This window comes from Chryseobacterium pyrolae, from assembly GCF_025153485.1.
GTDB classification, from domain to species: Bacteria; Bacteroidota; Bacteroidia; order Flavobacteriales; family Weeksellaceae; genus Chryseobacterium; species Chryseobacterium antibioticum.
In genome coordinates this window covers 1-18,802 of record NZ_JANZQH010000011.1, presented here as the reverse complement: position 1 = coordinate 18,802, position 18,802 = coordinate 1, and the positions used below count along the sequence as shown (strand labels likewise).

The following is an 18,802-nucleotide window of genomic DNA, read 5'->3' as shown; positions in this document are numbered from 1 at the left end:
ATTATATTTACAACGACCAACCAAGTATAAATTTGAAAAGAAACTAATGGAAATTTCTTCAGTAAAAGGTATTTTTTTAAGGTATATTTTAATGCCTTTAATCGCGGTAATTATGATGTTTATTTTGGGCCTGCTCAGAAGAAACAAACCTGCGATCAAAATTAAAGTAATTATTATATATGTCCTTCTCTGCAGTCTGTGTCTGGCTCTGCCCGGGATTTTTGGTTTTGCCGGAAATCTTTTTAATCCTTACTGGTACCTTATTGCACAGGTTTTCTATCTTATTTTTGGGATTATTCATGTTAATTTGCTGCACAGATATTTCAGAAAGCATATTGACTCAGTAGGAATGAGTATTTTGTTTGAATCCATACTTTCTTTGACGTGTATTGCCTTCGGCGGATTTTTATTTACCCTGATCTTTAACTGGATAAGCAAAGGAGCGGGATATGCTGTAATGGCAGCCACAAGTATGGTGATCTTCGTTGTTCCCATGGTATTTTATTACTGTTATGTTCAGTTTATCAGTATTCCTTTTGACATCTATAAGACATGGAGATATTCTCCTGACCAGAAATTGCCTGATTTTGAAGGGGTTGATTTTGACAGGTTAATGGTATTGAATGTTGAATTAAGCAAAAATCTGGAAGATACAAACAGATTTAGAATCAAAGCTAAAACACTGCCGACCGGGGTAACATTCGGGGATTGGTTCTATAGAGTAGTGGACGATTATAACCATAAAAACCCAAACTCTATCATCCATCTTTCCGATATAGAAAAAGAACCTTATTACTGGATTTTTTACACCAAAAAATCATTTTTCAGTTTTAGAAAATATATTGATTTCGACCATGATATCTCTACCAACAGCATTTCCGAAAATGAAGTCGTGATCTGCAAAAGAGTGATTCAGCATGAGGAAGAAGGAGTATTGAAAAAATCATAACCACACAAAATTTAAAAAGTATTACATATGATACAGCCTATTAAACATTTTGCGATCAATTGGGTGGATGGGATGAAAGTTTCCCAGAGACACCTTAATGATCAGGACAATTTTTTAATTGATACGATCAGAGATTCCAGTTCACTTGGGATCAACACATATAATTATGGACTTCTGCCTATTTCTAACGAATTTACAGACAAAACAATTTTTGATGTTCATAATACCGCAACCAATGATGTACAGCTTGTTATCAAAAGATGCAGCGCGATTACCATGGCGGGTTACCGTATAGATTTAAGCGATAGGAGAGTCAGCGTGAAATCTTTGGCAAAATCTATGGCCGAAGAACAGGCAGATGGAGAGTACTATATTCTTATCTCTGTGAATCCTTTTGATAAGGTGCCTTTTGGAGATATTGACCCTGAGGAAATTCCACCCCGTCATCCAAATGCACAGCCCAATCACCACATCGAACTGCTTCCCGTTACTTCACTCAACAGCAGCTATTCCGGAGGGAATTATCTGATTATCGGAAAAGTAGATTTAAAAGCGAATATTGCCCAGGTAGATTCTAATTTTATTCCGCCGTGTACCTCAATTCAGAGCCATCCTGTTTTGATCGATTACTACAGCAGCTATGCAAAATCTATAGGAAACCTTCAGCAGTATGCCTTTAAGATCATTCAAAAGGCATCTCATAAAAACCAAAATACGGCACTGGCCCAAAACGTTAAATTCCTTTGTACTACTCTGGTGAATACGTTTGGAGATATGTATTTCCAGTTCAGAAATATTATTCCATGGCAGCCACCTGTATTTTTAATTGAATCATTTGCAAAACTGGCGCTTCATCTTTATAATTCTACCCAGCTTCTGGTACCTGCCGAACTGGAAGAAATGCTGAATTATAGTTTGGAATGGAGCGAGATTGCACCCCATACATTACTGAACCAGCTTTCTATTGTGGCAGAAACCAATTATGACCATCACAATTGCGGAGAACCATTGCTGTACATCCAGCAGATGCTTCGCAGCCTGGAAATCATTTTCTCTAAACTGAGCGAGCTTGACTACATCGGTCAGAGAAAAGAAAATATCATCGTTAACGAACAGGAAGTTTCTTCAAATACCAATCCGAAGAGAGGCTGGAGCGTTTTAGATTAATGAAAACAATAAATAATATAAATCCCGAACTTCAATTTCGGGATTTTTTTATGTGAAAAAATTATTAGTATAGAATATTGTTGGGATCCGGTGGCTTCGAGAATCTTAGCCACCAGATTGGAGTTTTTGACATATATGATGTCTTTTTTTACTTCTTCACCAATATAATTTCAGTGGCTTTTCTGCTGATCACTTCTTTATTGTTACCAATTTCTATGGTCATTGATTTATCAAATTCTTCAATTTTAATGATCTTGATTCTGGTATTCAGAAGAAGTTTCCTTTCATTTAAATAACTTAAGAAACCATCATCAGAAACGGTAACGGAAGCAAAGGTTACGGTTTCTCCAGCTGTACAGCCGCTTAGTTTCTGAAGATCCTGTGCAATAATATTTCCATCTTTGTCAGGAATAGGCTCTCCATGAGGGTCAAATTTGGGATAATCCAGGATCTCATCCATCTTATCAAAAAAGACCTGTGAATGTACATGTTCCAGCTGTTCTGCAATTTCATGAACATTTTCCCAGCCGAAGTTCATTTTTTTCACAAGAAACATCTCAGTAAGTCTGTGTTTACGGACTACCAACGCAGCTTCGCGTTTTCCACTTTCTGTAACCCCCAAAGGTTTGTAGGTTTCGTAGATAACCCATTTTTTGTCGGCAAATTTTTTCATCATGTTATTGACACTAGGCATTTTAACGCCTAAAAATTTGCTAAGCTCATTAATCGTCACTTTCCCTTCATTGTCAACTAAATGAAACAAAGCTTTCAGATAATTTTCTTCTGTTAATGTCGTTTTCAAAATGTTAGATGATTTTCAATACAAATCTAACAAAATATTATGTAAAATTAGGGCTTGTTATTTTAACTTTTTTTAATTTTACTCTATGAAATTTTCATTTAAAAACGACTATTCTGAGGGATGCCACCCGAATATTCTACAAGCACTTGTACAATCGAATTTTGAGCAACAAGCCGGATATGGAGAAGATGAATATTCTCTGCAGGCCAAAAAACTCATTAAAGAGAAAATTAAAAAACCAGATTCTGAAATTTATTTGGTTTCCGGAGGAACACAGGCCAATCTTATTGTGATCTCTGCTATTCTAAGGCCTTATCAATGTGTTATATCTGCAGCACCAGGCCATATTTTAAATAATGAAACGGGAGCTATTGAAGCTACGGGACACAAAGTTTTAAGTATTGATACGCAGGACGGGAAACTGAGACCTTCTGATATTATTCCTGTTTTGGAAAGCCATAGTAATATTCCGCATCAGGTCATGCCGAAGCTGGTATACATATCAAATTCTACAGAACTGGGAACCGTTTATCTGGCTCAGGAACTGGAAGAACTTTCAGAATTTTGCCGTCAAAAGGGGCTGTATCTGTTTATGGATGGCGCCAGATTAGGACACGGACTGACTTGTGAAATCAACGATCTTACCTTGGAAAGAGTAGCGGAACTGACGGATATTTTTTATCTGGGCGGAACCAAGAACGGCGCATTGATAGGAGAGGCTATTGTGATTAATAATAAAGAGTTACAGCCGGATTTTGCATTTAATATTAAACAGAAAGGTGCCTTACTCGCCAAGGGAAGACTTCTTGGAATCCAGTTTATGGAGCTGATGAAAGATGACCTGTATTTTGATCTTGCCAAACATGCGAATGTTCAGGCTATGAAAATTAAAAATGCGATGACGGAAAGGGGAGTGCAGTTTCTGTCTGATACTTATACCAATCAGATTTTCCCGATTATCAGCAATGAACTGATCGAAATGCTGTTACAACATTTTGAATTTTTCGTATGGAAGAAAATTGATGAGAAATCTTCTGCCATCCGCCTGATTACTTCATGGAATACGGGTGATGAAGCGGTAGAACGTTTTATAGAGATCATTAAAAAAGAACTTCCGTAAAATATAAAGAAAATGTGGCTTAGAGTTCCTAAGCCACATTTGTATTCTTTTTAATTGATAGACCGTAACTATTGGTCTTCAGCAAGTATTTTCTTTATTCCTTTAATGACTTCATTTTCAAGTCTTCTTATTTTCTCTTTTTTCATCATCACATAAAGTCCGATAGGGAAAAACAGGATGAGAAAAAAAGTAGAATCCAGTTGAGTCTGTGTAGATATTTTTCCGGATTCCGGATGAGCATCTATTTTCACGTTTCCTGTTAAAGTAAAACCGCTGGTCCGAACCTGCAATGCTCCAAAACTTGTCTGGATTTTGTATTTAGGAAATGTTTTCCTGAGTCCTTCAATGAGTTCAGTTTTTGAAAATGGCCTTACATTGATGTGCTGCATGATTATTGATAGTTTTTTTGTTATAAGTGCGAAACTCTTAAATAGCAAATACCATGCAGAATATTTCAAATAACAGAGAATAATTTAGTTTTTAGATTACTTTAAAGCTTTAGCAACGATTTTACAGTCGGTCTTCTCCAGTTTTTGGCCGTCTTTATAGCTGATCTTTTTCTCATCGGCATACTTGGATTGTCCGTCTTCCTCTTTGTGATCCCCGATTCCTTCCGTTAAAATATTGTCTTTTTGAATGAAGAAAATATCTCTTTTGCTTTTTGTACCCTCAGACTGGAATTCGTAAGTCAGTTTCAAGGTGTCTCCTGATTTAAAGCCTGTTACATCTCCTTTTGAACTGTCTTTTTCGCTGTTTTTATAGCTTAATTTTCCGGTAATGGTTCCCAGATTATCATCAATGGATGCAAAAACACTGTCTTTTCCGGTAACGCCCATATAGCAGAATGATTTTGGCCCCAGTGTATCTACTACAGGCTCAACTGTCGCAGTAGTGTCGGTTTCAGCCTTTGGAGCTGGTGTTTCTGTTTTTTTATTACAGTTTACAAGAAAAACCGATACTGAACCCAGTAAGATTAATTTTTTCATACCTAATGTTGTTAGATTAAATTCAAATTTCAATCTACTAAATTAGTAATAGTATTTAAATATGAAAGAATATTAGATACAAATAGGAATAATTCTCCATAAAAATAATTTATAATTTCTTTTCAATACATAGGATTGATAATATTTTTTCAAAAGCATTTTTATCGGGTAGGAAGAATTTAGGCACGAAAAGTGATGAATGATAGCTTATATTTTATACTTATGACACGTTCATTTCAACTTGCCCTTTTTGGGTGGCTTATTTTTGGATTACACTATTTTACGGCACAGACTCCGCAAAACTATATTTACACTTCATCAGGCGATCTGAAAAGCATCGAAAAAATGATTACACGGAAAGATATTGGCGGAGTACAGATTGTATACAACTGGAGATCGTTGGAAACTTCAAAAGATGTTTACGATTTTTCAAGAATTGAAGATGATTTAAAATATCTAACCCAATTAGACAGACAATTATTCATTCAGCTTCAGGACAGGTTTTTTGAACCAGAAGCCAGATATGTTCCGGATTACATTTTAAATGAAAAAGAATATACCGGCGGCCTTGTACCTCAATATGATAATCCGGGCGAAAATAAACCTATCGGAAATGGCTGGGTAACACAACAGTGGAATCCTGCAGTTCAAGAAAGGTATCAGAAGTTGATAGGAGAGCTGGCTAAAAAGTTTGATGGAAAAATTCAGGGAATCAATTTACCGGAAACGGCCATCGATATTGACATGAAAAGAGATAAAACGGGCTTCAGCTGTGATCGTTATTTTCAGGCTGAACTGGATAATTTAAAATTTGCCAGAAATGCTTTCAAAAAATCTTATGTTTTACAATATGTCAACTTTTTCCCTTGTGAATGGGAGAACGACCATCAATATATGTTGAGGTTATTCGAATTTGCTAATAACAATAATATAGGATTAGGCGGGCCGGATATTGTTCCGAACAAAAATGCTCAGATGAAAAATTCCTATCCGTTTTTTAACCAGTACAAAGGAAAATTGTCCCTAGTGGCCATGGCGGTACAAGAGCCGACCTTAACCTATAAAAATCCGAAAACTAAGAAGCCTTTTACCAAAGAAGAGTTTGTAGACTACGCTGAAAACTATCTGGGCGTGAATATTATTTTCTGGAGTGTAGAATCTCCCTGGCTAAAAAATAACTAGCTTCAATTATCTCCCGCAGATTTCACAGATTGAGCAGATGCTTCCGTTTAGTGATTAATAAATTTTACAGCATTAAAATAGAATCTGCGAAATCCGCGGGAGTTTAATATTTAATCAAATATTAGAAAATACAAGTTTTGAGGACCGGGAACTTGAAACCCGAACCAAATAAAGCTCTCTAAACTCTCAACATTCCCCTAAAACCTCTCGCAGCATAATAAGAATCTGCCCCATTATGATACATAAAAACGGTATTATAACGGCGGTCACAGAAAATGGCTCCGCCTAATTCGCGAATATTGGCAGGTGTTTTTACCCAGCTTGATGTTTTTACATCAAACTTTCCCAGTTCCTGAAGTTGGCGATATTGCTCCTCTGTTAATAATTCGATGCCCATTTCAGAAGCTTTATCAATGGCATTGCTTTCCGGTTTATTCGCTTTCCGGGCTTCCCAGGCCTGGTAGTCGTAGCAGAGGCTTCTGCGTTTCGGGCTTTCGATGGAACAGTCGAAGAAGAGGTATTCGTCTGTTTTTTTGTCATAGCTGACTACATCGGGTTCACCCTCCGTTTCCTCCATTTCATTCAATGACCAGAGTTTTTCGGGGGCGGCTTCCAGTTTTAGCTGGATTTTTTCCCAATTCAGGCCTTTGTGGCGGTTCATATTTTTCTCAAAACGGTTTTTTAAAACCTTTAAAAGTGCTCCGCTTTGTTCGGCTGTTAGTTTCTTTTGGTTCATATTAAGTTTTGTTTTGGTTGTTTTTGAATATTTCAGATGTTCCTGAGATCTATTTTAATGGTCTGTTGAAATTTTTCGGTCTGCTGGCCTGAAATACCAGGAAATACCCACTAAAATCAACAATAATAAGGCCGGAAAAGTTCGCCCGAAAGTATCACCAATAATGATATGCGAAATAAAAGCGCCAGACATAACGAAGAAAAATCCGGCATAAGCCCATTCTTTCAGCAGCGGGCGTTTGGGGATCAGTACAGCGATAACGCCCAGAATTTTCCATACTCCGATGATGGTCATCAGGTAAGCAGGATAGCCGAGGTTGGTGAAATTGGCCAATTCATCTTTATTTTTCATCAGCTGGACTATGGCTGTTGATACCATTCCCAGTGCCATCCAGATCGTGAAGATCCAGTAAATGATTCTGTTTCTTTTTTGTGATTTGTTCTGTGTTTCCATGAGTAGATTTTTTATGGTTAATCGTTTAGTCCTTTTCCGGTAAGGATCTGTGGAATATATTTTTCAATTCTTGCTTCCCTAGTTTTAGACTGTTTGGCTGAAGAAAAGTGGAGCAGGTAAGCTCTCTGTCTTCCGGGGGTGAGGGCTTCAAAAGCTTCTTTTAATTCGGGATTTTCATCCAGTTTATTTTGAAATTCTTCAGGCATATCAAATTCCTTTGTTTTCTTCATAGGAACTTTTATCCCTGATTTTTCTACTTCTATGGCTTCATAAACGTAGGTGGGGATTACTTTTTGAAGATCTGTGATTTCCTTAAGACCCGTAAAACGGATCTGTCGCGCTGCCTGTACATTTTCGCTTTGCTGGATCAGAATATTTTCGGTGTCATTTAATAAAGCACCTTTGAAAAAGAGCAGGGCACAGTATTCTTTAAATCCATGGATCAGGACTATATTTCTGCTGTGATGTGTGTAGCATGGACAGCCCCATTTCAGTTCTTCTTCAAGGCCAGTGCCCAGAATAATGGTTCTTAATTTTTCAAATTCTTTCTGCCATTGATTGGCATTATCAAAGAAAAAATCAATTTTTGGATTCATGGTGGTGTGTTTGAGGGTTTGAGAATAGTAGGGTATTAGTGTTTTAGAGTTTTTGGGTATTGAGGGTATGTCAACTTCTAACTTCCAATATCTGGGATCTGACGTCTAATATCTGACATCTATTTAAAAATCTTTTCCAGTCTGTTATGTGCCATATTAAGTCCCTGTGCGAAGGGTAGTTTTAGCATTTGGTCTCTGAAATCAACAGATTTGTAAACGGTGTGGATGGTGATTTTACTGGTGGTATCGGTCAGTTTTTCAAATTCCAAAAAATCGATCTGAACAGGGAAAGGTGTATTTTCCATTTGAAAAGTTCTCGTGATTTTCTGTTCGGGAACAAATTCATGAATCGTTCCGTTGGCCCGGAAAACGACATCGCCCTGAGGATTGGACGTTTCAAACTGGTAGCCGCCATGTGGATGGTTTTCCAGTTTCAGGACTTTGGTGCTCATCCATTGTTCAACAATTTCAGCTTCCGTGTAGGCTTTGAAAAGCAGTTCAACCGGAAGATCAAATTCTCTGGTGATGAATATTTCCTGTTTGCCGTCTTCGGCGTGAATTTTTGTTTTGAGTTCCATATTTTGAGGATGTTTTGGGTTTGAGAGTTTGAGTGTATTAGAGTATAAGAGTTGTGAGTTCTAATTTCGACTGCAACAGTCTGAAATCTGACATCTGAAGTCTAAAATCTAATTCCCCTTCTGATAAACTTTCATAATACTTTCCAGCTTGTTGAACCGGTCGTCCCACATTTGGCTGAAAGGTTCTATAAAATCGGCTATTTCTTTCATTTTATTGGGATTAAGGTGATAGATAATTTCACGGCCGTTCTGTTCAGACCTTAGCAGTTCGCATTCTGTAAGGATCTGAAGATGTTTGGAAACGGTAGGTCTGGCGGTATCGAAATTGGAAGCGATGGCCCCGGCGGTCATGGACTGCGCGGCCACCAGCATCAGGATAGATCTTCTGGTAGGGTCTGCGATAGCCTGGAATACATCTCTTCTTAAATTCATTGTGTAGTTATTTGACTACAAATGTAAATGAAGTTATTTGACTACGCAAGTTTTTTTTGAGAAAATATAAAAAAGCCTCTCAAAATATTGATGATGAGAGGTTAACAGTTTATTCGAAATCGTGTATTTGACGATGATACTTTAAATTTGAAATATTTAATAGATGATTAGAATTCATTGCTAATTCACCCGTTATATTTCCAATGAGTTGTAAATGATCTGTAATAGAAAATACACCTTTATCAAACATTACATGATGGTTAGGGCAAAGGCAAAGAAGATTATCTGGGTTATCATCTCCATCATGTGGTTTTCCTAATGGTTTAATATGCGCTCCCTCTGCATAGTGACCAGATTTTGTAGGAATAGCAACTTGGCAAACTTGACATTTGAAGTTATATAATCTTTTTATTTGCCATGCAATTTTGGTATCTCTTACGATTCTTAAGACAGTACTTTCGGTTCTTTTCTTTGCTCTTTGAGAATAATCTAGTTCAATTTGATGAATTGCTTTTTTTACATGACTATTACCAGAATATTTTAGACGAAATCTACAAATTTTAAAACCACTTTTTCCTATTTCTTCCCAAGCTTCTACAACACTATACAATCCAGCATAAGAATAACCTTTTTGAGGTGAAAACTCAGATTTATGTGCCGAACCACGGATAACTCTTACAGGTAATCCTTGATCCATGCTTACTAAAAGTCCTGCATTACCTCTATTTTCCCAAGATTGATTTTTTACTTGCTTTCCTGTATTAGCATCATTACCACCTGCACCTGTATAAACAATTTCTTCACCAAGATCTAAATCATCTTCATATCCTCCAGAAATAACAATGGCAGCGGTACCATCTTTTCCATTGCCATCAATTCCTGTCCCCCAATTTCTGTGAAAACTCGTTGGCATCATTTCTTTTCTATTATTAAAATGATACCCTTCATCAATACCTTCAATCTCACCAAAAATAATGGGTTTACTCATATGTTTATGTAATGAGCAAATATATAATTTTAAGTGAAAAAAATAATAGTGAATTAAATTATTGATTTAAAATTTATAGTATACATATTGATATTGTTAATATGATCGATTCATTGATTATATTAACTAAGACTTTTTCCGAATTGAAATCAGCGTCTGTAGCATAACCGAAGCAATGATCAATGAAATTCCTATATAAAATGAAAGACCAACTTCTTTGCTTTCGCCAAAAAATAAGAACGCCATAATAATTGCATAGACTGGTTCCAGATTAAAGGTTAAATTCACGGTGAAGGCAGGAATTTTCTTTAGAACCTCCGCAAATGCCACATATAATCCTACGGTACAAAAAAGCGCTAAAATACCCAAATAAGCGGTGTTTTTTAAGTCAGGGACTATGCTATCTGCCGGGAAAATGAGGAGGTAAACAGGCAACAATGCTCCAAGGCCTAGAGTTCCGGCAATCATCTGGTAAAAGTTGATGACTTTCGTATCAAAGTGTCTCACCAGCCGATTATTATAAATGGTATAAAGTGCCCCAAAAGCGGAAGAAATAACGCCTAAGATAATTCCCAGCTGATAAGAAGTGTCAAAGTGAAAGATCAGGCTGATTCCTAATAACGTAAATGTACTGAGAAGCAATTCTGAGGTTTTGAATTTCTCCATATCGATCAAAGGTTTGAATACAGCGGTAAAGAAACTGGTCAGACAATAACAAACTACGCCAATTGAAATATTGGAGTACTTGATGCTGGCGTAGAAAAATAACCAGTGGGATGTGATGAGCAGCCCAGCTTTCATTATACGCACTTTTTCCTGTGCAGAAATAGTGTAGGGGATTCTCAGCAGTTTTAGAATAACAAATAAAATGACAGAGGAAAATAAAAGCCTGTACCAGACCAGTAATCCTTCATTGAGAGATATGAGTTTTCCGAATACGCCTGTAAAGCCAGCCAGTATCACGGCCAGATGCAATAGCAAATATGATTTTTTCATTGAGAATGAACTGTAAAGATTTGAATTAATATTTTTTTGTAAGAATCTGAAGCATTACCCTTTAGGTCAATAAAAATTTAACGGCATGAGCATACTTCAAATAAATTTGAAAATATTAGAATCTTGGAGGAGGCAAACAGCTCGCGTGGTTCATATCTAGAATATTGAGATCAAATATAGCGAAAACCTTTGAAAGGAAGATATGGATGACATCAAAAATAATGTAATTTAGCATTGATTTTAAATAATTTACAGTATTTAATTTAACATAATGTATACGAAGATAATAGAAAAACTGAATATTTTAGGCGGACATACAGATCATATAAGCGAAACTAAGAGTTTTGCTGAAAATTGGCAGAGCATAACGTTCAGGAATCATTTGTATGATAAAGAATGGGATGTTTACGGGATTGATGAGTTCTATGACAAGAACAAAGATTTGTACATGAATGGCAGGGAAATTTTCTACAAAAATCTGCTGGAACATTATTTTTCAAATCATGAATTTTTTTATGGACAGGATTTTCATAAGAGCTGGTTGTTTACGCCATTTAAAGAAGGCTCAGAAGATTATGGAGAGCTTGAGGGATTTGTAGAGGAATCTGAAGTCAGAGAAATTGTACAGGGAACAGAAATGGATTTTATCTGTCTATTTTATTCCTACGGATATCCGGATCATTATTTTGTATGTACAACAGATCCAGACCCAATGAATCCAACAGTCTACAGTACAGACCATGAAACGTATTTCCAGGAGATTGAGAATGAAGGAAGTCTGGAAAACTTTTTGGACAGATACATGACCAGAGAAGAATTTACAGAAGTTACAAAAGAGTATATGGAGCGGAAATTTGGGAAGTAGCTGATATAGATGTCTTTTTGGGGTATGATCTCGGAAGTTTATTTTGTCCTATAATTTATATTATGTTAAATTATTCATGGTGGCATATTTGTTCATATTAATTAAAAGCTTAATATTTAATTAATTACTATATTTATATTAATGAATTAATTGTATGTTTATTAGAACTTTTAATAAAGTTTCATATAAAAGATTACCACTATTAATAAAAGATGATGGTACACCCTTGTTACATACTTTTATTTTCTGTATTACTTCAAAATTCATAAGACTTAGATATAATACTCAATATTCCTATTTAATAACAATTCGAGAATTATACAATGCTTTTAAAATATTGGATTATAATCTTGATAATATTTTATTAAATGGAGATTTTAGAATATTTTTCAGTGAATTTGGTAGATCTGCTCAGTTATTTATTTTTAAAAATGAGATTAAAATTCAAAACCAAATAATAAAGCTTGATTGCATTAAAAACTATATAAAATGGTCTATTGATAGACATTTGAATAGAAACGCTAATCCAATTGATATTGATTATATTAAGTCTGTAAACTTGGATGATTTTTTTAATACATTTATTTTAAGAAGAAATAATACTGGATTGCAATTTAAAAGTTTGACATCTTCACAATTGAAATCTTTACATGAAATTATTCAAGTAAATTCTGATTTAAATCCATTTACAGTTTTCTTGCAGAATCGTAATTACTTAATATTAAGAATTTTGCTTGATACTGGGATTAGGATCGGTGAACTTCTTAATTTGACAACATTAGACATTAAGATCATTGCTGATGTCCCCTATTTAGTTATTGGTCGACATGAATATATGGCAACAGATAAACGAACTAGAAGACCAAGTATTAAGACAGACCAATCTAATCGTTTAGTAGCAATTTCTAAAAATTTATATGAAAACTTATTATTATATATTAAGAAAGACCGTAGGAATAATTCAAAAATCAGTCATCCATATATTTTTACAGCAAAAAACAATGATCCTATTTCAATAAATGCTATTTATGATGTATTTAATAAAATAAATAATGTAGGTATACTTTCCTCTCCCACTTGGGAAAAAATTACTCCACACATTCTAAGGCATACTTTTGCGTATGATTTATTAAAGTACTTAATAGAAGTACATAATTATGATATGGAGAGAGCAAAAGATGAACTTAGGAAAATTTGCGGTTGGAAAAATAATTCCTCACTTCCTTTGCATTATACGGGAAAATATATTTGGGAATTATCTAATGGACATAATATCAAAAGAATTTCTCAATATTATGAATAAAAGAAATTTTAAAAATAAGAAACTAGTCCAAAATATAGTATCAAATGATAGCAAATACTATTTTCTAGGTGTTGATATGATCTACGGTAAGGATCCAACAGGTTTAGATATGATACTTAATATTGACATTGATAATTGGAAATTTAATGTTAATGGAGAAGTAGCTTGTATACATTGGGATAATTATAAAAATATAAGTGTTGAACTTAAAGAGTTATTAAAAGGTTTTTTCTATTGTCAATTTAGAAATCTTTCACCAACAACAATAAAAAATTCATATATCCCCTTCCTACGTCAATTAAATAATTATAATGAATTTAAATTCTTCCCATGGAATTTAGCCGAAATCCTTAATTTTTTTAATATTATAATGGTAAAATATCCCAATAGTTATTATTGTTTAAAATCATTTTATAAATGGGGGTATAATCAAAAATTTGAAGGTTTTGAAAAAAATATACTCTCTGAAATAAATGATATTAAAATGCCCCAAAAAAATCAGTATAGTAAGATTTTTTTACGTCAAACTTATTTGGAAGAGAAAAAGTGTTTAAAGCTTGTAAATTATTTTAACAGTAATAAACAATATAGTTTATTAAAAATCAATGATCTTCAAAATTTAGTATTATTACAATTGTGCTTTGAATTAGCACCTAGACCATCACAAATTTATATGCTAAATCATATAGATTTTAAAAGAATCAATGGTGAAAATCATTCTTATTCATCATTACTTCTCTCAATGTCAAAAAAAAGACTTCTGAGTGAAAAAGAGGTAAGAAATAGACAGATAAGCGAAAATTTGGCGAATAAAATTGAAAGACTAATTTATCTGCAAAAAGAGTTTTTTCCTAATAATGTTGCTTTATTTATAGATAAAAGAGGTAAGAGGTTATCAGCAACAAAATTAATTATAATTATTTCTAAGCAGTTAAAGATCCATGGAGATTTTGATATTGATGAATCAACAATACAATTAAGGCATAATCTTGCACAGTCATTAGCAGATCAAGGTGCATCGGCTGAAATTATTGCCGATATAATGGGGCATAACTCTACTGTTCCTGCAAGAGCATACATTGCCGCTACCCCCAAAATTGCTGAAATAAAAACGAGAGCTTTAGGGAAAAATAATAATTATATTGATATAATGAAAATGTTCACCACGGGGAAGGTTATCAATAAATCTGATATTGAAAAAGAAAAATGGGTCAAAGGCATTGCTGGTATGCAATATATTGGTGAAATAGGTGGATGTACATTGGATAAGATTTGCCCCAAAAATCCAGTTTATTCTTGTTATACATGTGATAAATTTAATCCTTTTAAAGATGGTGAACATAAGAAAGTATTAAAAGGATTACAAGAAAATATCCAAAAATTTATTGATATAGGAACTAGTTCTGGGGATGTAAAATATAACCGTACAATTGGGCAGCTTGAAGACACAATTATTGCTGTCAAAAAGATTATTAACTACATAAAAGATTATGAATAATATAAATGTATGTTATGAAAACTTAGTAAATTTTGTAGAGAAAGAAAAAGTATTCTTTAATAGTCTCCCAATTAGTGATAGTTGGGATGCTATGCAATGGAATACCAAAGAATGGCTGTTTCACAGAGGAAGTGATCATCACATTAATTTTAATCTTTATAAGTTTAAAACCAGAGTTTTAGATTCTCAAATGCCGAAAGAATTTGGTGATTTTACAAAAGCTTTGGCAATCTATCTATATAGATCAAAAAAAGTCGGATTTATGGCAATAAGAAACTATGTGATTGCATGTAGACAATTATCTGTTGTTTTGAAGAATAGAAATGAGGTTTCCCCTGTACAGCTAACAAAATGGCATTTCGATCAAGTTATTGATGATTTAAAGGAAAATAAATTTAAAAAAATATATGAAGCAGCGGCTAATTTGAAAGTAGTAGCTGACTTATTAGACAAATTAGATATAACTCCCCTAGCAATAAATTATATTAATTGTGAGAAAAATAATCATTATTATCATGATTATAAAAGTTTATCAGAATTAAACTCTGAAGATGATAGAATAGGTAAAGAAAAACTTCCTTCTTATGAAGCAATGGTTGCTTATGCAATTTGTACTAATAAACCAATTAATAATGATGAAAAAATTCTTCTTAGAACAATTGACCTTCTAATTGCAATGGGACAAAGAGCAAATGAGGTAACATATATTCCATATGATTGTTGGGTTGAAATAGAAAAAAAAGATGAGAATGGGAAAATAATATTAGATGCTAAAAAGAAACCAATTAAAGATGTAGGCATAAGATATTATGCTGAGAAGAAATTTGAATCACGAGTTCACTGGCTTGCAGAGCAGGATGTCCAATTTGCATATCGAGCAGTCAATGATTTAAAAGTGTTTACAGAAGAAGTACGAAAAGTTGCAAAGTTTCAAGAGCAATATAATCGAATGTGGAAATATGACAAGGATGAAATTATTTCAGATGTTAGATTATTGCAATATTTAGGATTTCAAAATACGTATAATCTTAGTTTATACTTAAAAAGGAATAATATTGCAATACATTCTATTGATAAAAAGATTAAGCACCCCATTAATAATTCTGGAAAAAGAATATGCCAGCATTATTATTTAGCAGGTGATATTGAAAATTTATTTTTCAAAAAATATGAAAGCAACATCATATTGAAAGATAATAATAAAGTAATTCTTAGAGTTGGAGATTTACTTTCTATAAAATTTGAAGGTGCATTTAGGTTTAAGAGAAAAGCAAACACATTTCGAGTTGTTCCTTGTAAGTTGACATTAGAAGATATAAATGCGGCATTAGGGAGTGGTTCTAAAACAGAATCAATTTTTGAAAGACGTGGTTTAAAAGAAGCAGATGGGAGTAAAATAAAAATTACAAGCCACCAGCCAAGACATTGGAGAAATACTTTGTATGAATTAGCAGGAATGTCAAATATCAACCAAGCTTTGGCATTAGGAAGGCAGTTAATTGATCAAAATACAGTATATAAACATTTAACAGTTAAAGAGACAACACAAGTACATAAAGACTTTATTACGTTTAATTCAGTTGCAGAGAAAATTAATTTTCTCCGTACAGGTATTAGAGATAAAACAATTATTGGAGATTTAACAGATACTTATCATAAACTAAAACAAAGTCAAGGTTTGGTAATAGCTGAGGAATTTATTAGTACCCATACAAATGCATTACATATTACTCCTTTTGGTGCATGCTCTAATGATTTTAGCCTAAGTCCATGTCCAAAACATTTGCAGTGTTGGAATGGTTGTAATAATCTAAATTTGACCGGATCTAAGCATGAAATTGATAATCTAAATAAGCTAATTGATAGTACTGAAAAAGCTTTAGAGCAAATGAAAAATCAAGGTGAAGGAGACTTTGGATCTGATATCTGGATTTTAGATATCGAAAAAAAATTGTCAAACATGAAATTTGTTCAGCAGTTAGCAACTAAGGGTGTAAAGCATCAATTATTTCCTAATGGAATTGATTTTTCGAATACGAATAAAAAAACGGATTTAATTAATGGAAAAAAATAAGAAGTTAAGAGGAGAAGAAATTGATATTCATCTTAAGAAAATTTTAAATGAAATGCTAAATGATGGATTTGCTCTCTCTCCTATTTCACGCTCAGTTATTTTAAAAAAACTTGGACTAAAAAGTCGTAGTACATTGTTGTTAAATAATAGAGCCGAATTAATTGATAATGCCAGAATAACGCAGCTGAAAAATATAGGGTTAGATTCTACAGGTAAAAGAAAAAGGAAAAATTTACAGGAACAGCTTGATTATTATAAGGAAAAACTTGAAGAATCTGAAAAAGAGAAAGAAGTTTTAATTCTAAAAATGGCTGCAATAATTTATAACCTAAATGCCAAGGGGTTAGATGTTGAAGAGATAATGATACCATTGAGAATTTAATATAATTGTCTCTCCTATTCAATTTATATAAACCGAAATCTTTTTATATCTTTGTTTTTAAGAAATTAATATCAAGCGTAAGCTATCGTATTGGTGTAAGAAAACCGCTAATTTTCATAACAATCCAAATTCGATAGACTTACGCCCGTGCCTTATATCGGCGTGGGCTAAGTCTTTCTGGATTGTGGGTTCTTAGCGGTACCTCTTACACAGACTGTGCTTAGTGCCACGCTTTTTATTTAATATATTATTTATTTAATATTAAATAAATTTACTATGGATGTACCCCAGTTTTTAGATTATGAAAAAAAGTTATACCAAGGCATAATTGAACGAATTGATATTTTAATAAACTTGTATAACTATGAAAATAGTTTGCAAAATGATCATCATCTTTTTCCTCAGAACAATTATCTAGATCAGATACTTTTTATAATAAACAAGGAGAATAGATTTCTTCATAATAAAGAAATATCTCAACTTTTTTTAAAGTATAATAAGGAGCACAATGATATTGTAGGACTACAAGGAAAGATCTCTATTATACTTAATAAAAAGAAAAAAACAATATCTAATTTAGTAAGTTACAAATATTCTAAAGCATATAAAGACACTGTTTGGGGTAAAAAAGAATGGTTGGATGAAAATAATAAACCTAAAGAAAAGCATATGTATAAAGAGAGGAAGAAAGATGATTTTTTAAAATCCAAATTTTAAAAATATTTCAAGGTTAAAAAAAAGTATTGATATTGCTTAAAGCCTCTTTTTTTAATTCTCATCAGATAAATATATATAAAGCTATCTCCTTAGGAGTTCATCAATTTCTGAACTATAATGAGAATACTCTAATTCCTCATTTAAATAAAATTTTCCAAAATTTAAATATGTCATTTGGTCCTCAATTTTAAAATCATAGAAAGACTTGGGGTAAAACTCCTCGTTATTCAACATAATTACATTTTCTAAAGACATTTCAAAATTATTTTTTTTATTAAATGAATTATTATTGCAATAAAACCATTCAATTCTTAATGATCGTTTTTTGAGATTAACTTTAACTATTTCTATTTTCAGAATGATTAAGTGGTTGAAATCGAAGCAGAAAATTTAATTTGAATTTTACACCAACTCTTCATTTTATTCCACTGACATTGTTCCCAGTTTATTTTGTACTCATGTTCAATTTAAATAAAATAGGTTCTTTCACTATATTTTCATCTTCTAATAAATCCGAACTTTTAATTCTCCATATTTTGGGTCTTGTACTCCCAACCTCGTAAATAATATAGAAATAATAATTCTTCTTATTTTTGGCAACTTGTAACTCGTTTGCAGAAAGAAAGATACTAGTCTTTCCTATCTTTCTTAAAGTTGATTTAACTTCAATTAGTTTTTCAGTTCCATCTAAATCATAGGATTTTATATCATATCCAGCACTATCATCTCTATCAGAAACCTGGTCAACTAATTTTGCCAAATCCATTTTGCCATTTTTCTTTAAAAATTGTCTTTCGGCTCTTAAAACAATTTGTTCACCTCTGTCTCCAATACGTTTAAACTTTTTTGAGCGATTAGAATAATCAATTTTTAGTCCTTTAGTTTTTTCATTTTCTTTAGGTTGGGTTCAAACCAAAAATAGGACAAAATGTTTGTTTTAAGTCGTAATTAATTGATTTTAAAATATTTATATATAAT

At 33.1% G+C, this 18,802-nt stretch carries 21 protein-coding genes; 10 read left to right on the top strand and 11 right to left on the bottom strand.

All coding sequences use genetic code 11. The features are described 5' to 3' along the window. The first annotated feature begins 46 nt into the window (after positions 1 to 46). Together NZD88_RS18760 and NZD88_RS18755 are read left to right on the top strand one after the other, a co-directional pair. Complete coding sequence (locus tag NZD88_RS18760) at positions 47 to 949, top strand: TssN family type VI secretion system protein (RefSeq protein ID WP_259831155.1); 903 nt, start codon at positions 47 to 49, stop codon at positions 947 to 949. 27 nt (positions 950 to 976) lie between these two features. Then, entirely contained in the window at positions 977 to 2,116 is a 1,140-nt protein-coding gene (locus tag NZD88_RS18755; RefSeq protein ID WP_169233109.1) for a hypothetical protein, read from the top strand. A 148-nt stretch (positions 2,117 to 2,264) separates the two neighbouring features. On the opposite strand, the gene NZD88_RS18750 is transcribed toward NZD88_RS18755, so the two are convergent. Beyond that, positions 2,265 to 2,918 carry a metal-dependent transcriptional regulator gene (locus tag NZD88_RS18750; protein ID WP_259831154.1) on the bottom strand — a complete coding sequence of 218 codons (654 nt, stop codon included), beginning with the start codon at positions 2,916 to 2,918 and terminating at the stop codon, positions 2,265 to 2,267. An 85-nt stretch (positions 2,919 to 3,003) separates the two neighbouring features. Between NZD88_RS18750 and NZD88_RS18745 the strand changes: the two genes are divergently transcribed. Then, a complete protein-coding gene (locus NZD88_RS18745; protein WP_259831153.1) occupies positions 3,004 to 4,038 on the top strand; it encodes a threonine aldolase family protein in 1,035 nt (344 codons plus the stop codon). Between the two features lie 68 nt (positions 4,039 to 4,106). Here NZD88_RS18745 and NZD88_RS18740 read toward each other — a convergent pair whose 3' ends face one another. Further along, positions 4,107 to 4,427, bottom strand: a complete 321-nt coding sequence (locus NZD88_RS18740; RefSeq protein ID WP_259831152.1) for a hypothetical protein — start codon at positions 4,425 to 4,427, stop codon at positions 4,107 to 4,109. Positions 4,428 to 4,523: 96 nt separating this feature from the next. Continuing rightward, positions 4,524 to 5,024, bottom strand: coding sequence for a hypothetical protein (locus NZD88_RS18735; protein ID WP_259831151.1), 501 nt, complete (start codon positions 5,022 to 5,024; stop codon positions 4,524 to 4,526). Between the two features lie 222 nt (positions 5,025 to 5,246). On the opposite strand from NZD88_RS18735, the gene NZD88_RS18730 reads away from it, so the two are divergent. Beyond that, positions 5,247 to 6,206 (top strand): hypothetical protein, encoded by a 960-nt coding sequence (locus NZD88_RS18730; RefSeq protein WP_259831150.1) that lies wholly within the window; start codon positions 5,247 to 5,249, stop codon positions 6,204 to 6,206. Between the two features lie 178 nt (positions 6,207 to 6,384). On the opposite strand, the gene NZD88_RS18725 is transcribed toward NZD88_RS18730, so the two are convergent. From NZD88_RS18725 to NZD88_RS18695, 7 genes are all read right to left on the bottom strand, one after another. Next, positions 6,385 to 6,942, bottom strand: a complete 558-nt coding sequence (locus tag NZD88_RS18725; protein ID WP_259831149.1) for a DUF4256 domain-containing protein — start codon at positions 6,940 to 6,942, stop codon at positions 6,385 to 6,387. A gap of 54 nt (positions 6,943 to 6,996) precedes the next feature. Next, positions 6,997 to 7,395, bottom strand: coding sequence for a DoxX family protein (locus NZD88_RS18720; protein ID WP_259831147.1), 399 nt, complete (start codon positions 7,393 to 7,395; stop codon positions 6,997 to 6,999). Positions 7,396 to 7,412: 17 nt separating this feature from the next. Continuing rightward, positions 7,413 to 7,991 carry a YdeI/OmpD-associated family protein gene (locus tag NZD88_RS18715; RefSeq protein ID WP_259831145.1) on the bottom strand — a complete coding sequence of 193 codons (579 nt, stop codon included), beginning with the start codon at positions 7,989 to 7,991 and terminating at the stop codon, positions 7,413 to 7,415. 119 nt (positions 7,992 to 8,110) lie between these two features. Beyond that, entirely contained in the window at positions 8,111 to 8,569 is a 459-nt protein-coding gene (locus NZD88_RS18710; protein WP_259831143.1) for an SRPBCC family protein, read from the bottom strand. A 108-nt stretch (positions 8,570 to 8,677) separates the two neighbouring features. Then, complete coding sequence (locus tag NZD88_RS18705) at positions 8,678 to 9,001, bottom strand: ArsR/SmtB family transcription factor (protein WP_259831142.1); 324 nt, start codon at positions 8,999 to 9,001, stop codon at positions 8,678 to 8,680. A gap of 109 nt (positions 9,002 to 9,110) precedes the next feature. Further along, positions 9,111 to 9,989 carry a YDG/SRA domain-containing protein gene (locus tag NZD88_RS18700; RefSeq protein ID WP_259831141.1) on the bottom strand — a complete coding sequence of 293 codons (879 nt, stop codon included), beginning with the start codon at positions 9,987 to 9,989 and terminating at the stop codon, positions 9,111 to 9,113. A 126-nt stretch (positions 9,990 to 10,115) separates the two neighbouring features. Next, positions 10,116 to 10,985 carry a DMT family transporter gene (locus tag NZD88_RS18695; protein ID WP_259831140.1) on the bottom strand — a complete coding sequence of 290 codons (870 nt, stop codon included), beginning with the start codon at positions 10,983 to 10,985 and terminating at the stop codon, positions 10,116 to 10,118. Positions 10,986 to 11,256: 271 nt separating this feature from the next. Here NZD88_RS18695 and NZD88_RS18690 point away from each other — a divergent pair, with 271 nt between their 5' ends. The 6 genes from NZD88_RS18690 to NZD88_RS18665 all read left to right on the top strand — a co-directional run bounded on the left by NZD88_RS18690 (position 11,257) and on the right by NZD88_RS18665 (position 17,824). After that, positions 11,257 to 11,850 carry a hypothetical protein gene (locus NZD88_RS18690; protein WP_259831139.1) on the top strand — a complete coding sequence of 198 codons (594 nt, stop codon included), beginning with the start codon at positions 11,257 to 11,259 and terminating at the stop codon, positions 11,848 to 11,850. Between the two features lie 154 nt (positions 11,851 to 12,004). Then, positions 12,005 to 13,153, top strand: coding sequence for a site-specific integrase (locus NZD88_RS18685; protein WP_259831138.1), 1,149 nt, complete (start codon positions 12,005 to 12,007; stop codon positions 13,151 to 13,153). Then, positions 13,146 to 14,651 carry a tyrosine-type recombinase/integrase gene (locus NZD88_RS18680; protein WP_259831137.1) on the top strand — a complete coding sequence of 502 codons (1,506 nt, stop codon included), beginning with the start codon at positions 13,146 to 13,148 and terminating at the stop codon, positions 14,649 to 14,651. Before NZD88_RS18685 ends, NZD88_RS18680 begins: the two co-directional genes overlap by 8 nt. Further along, positions 14,644 to 16,725: a hypothetical protein gene (locus NZD88_RS18675; RefSeq protein ID WP_259831136.1), complete on the top strand. Its 2,082-nt coding sequence runs from the start codon at positions 14,644 to 14,646 to the stop codon at positions 16,723 to 16,725. The genes NZD88_RS18680 and NZD88_RS18675 overlap by 8 nt, the downstream gene beginning before the upstream one ends. Further along, positions 16,712 to 17,107, top strand: coding sequence for a hypothetical protein (locus tag NZD88_RS18670; RefSeq protein ID WP_259831135.1), 396 nt, complete (start codon positions 16,712 to 16,714; stop codon positions 17,105 to 17,107). The genes NZD88_RS18675 and NZD88_RS18670 overlap by 14 nt, the downstream gene beginning before the upstream one ends. A 276-nt stretch (positions 17,108 to 17,383) precedes the next feature. Next, a complete protein-coding gene (locus NZD88_RS18665; RefSeq protein ID WP_062161377.1) occupies positions 17,384 to 17,824 on the top strand; it encodes a hypothetical protein in 441 nt (146 codons plus the stop codon). A gap of 445 nt (positions 17,825 to 18,269) precedes the next feature. On the opposite strand, the gene NZD88_RS18660 is transcribed toward NZD88_RS18665, so the two are convergent. After that, on the bottom strand, positions 18,270 to 18,635 hold the full coding sequence (locus tag NZD88_RS18660; RefSeq protein WP_259831264.1) for a protein NO VEIN domain-containing protein: 366 nt from the start codon (positions 18,633 to 18,635) through the stop codon (positions 18,270 to 18,272). Positions 18,636 to 18,802 lie beyond the last annotated feature (167 nt).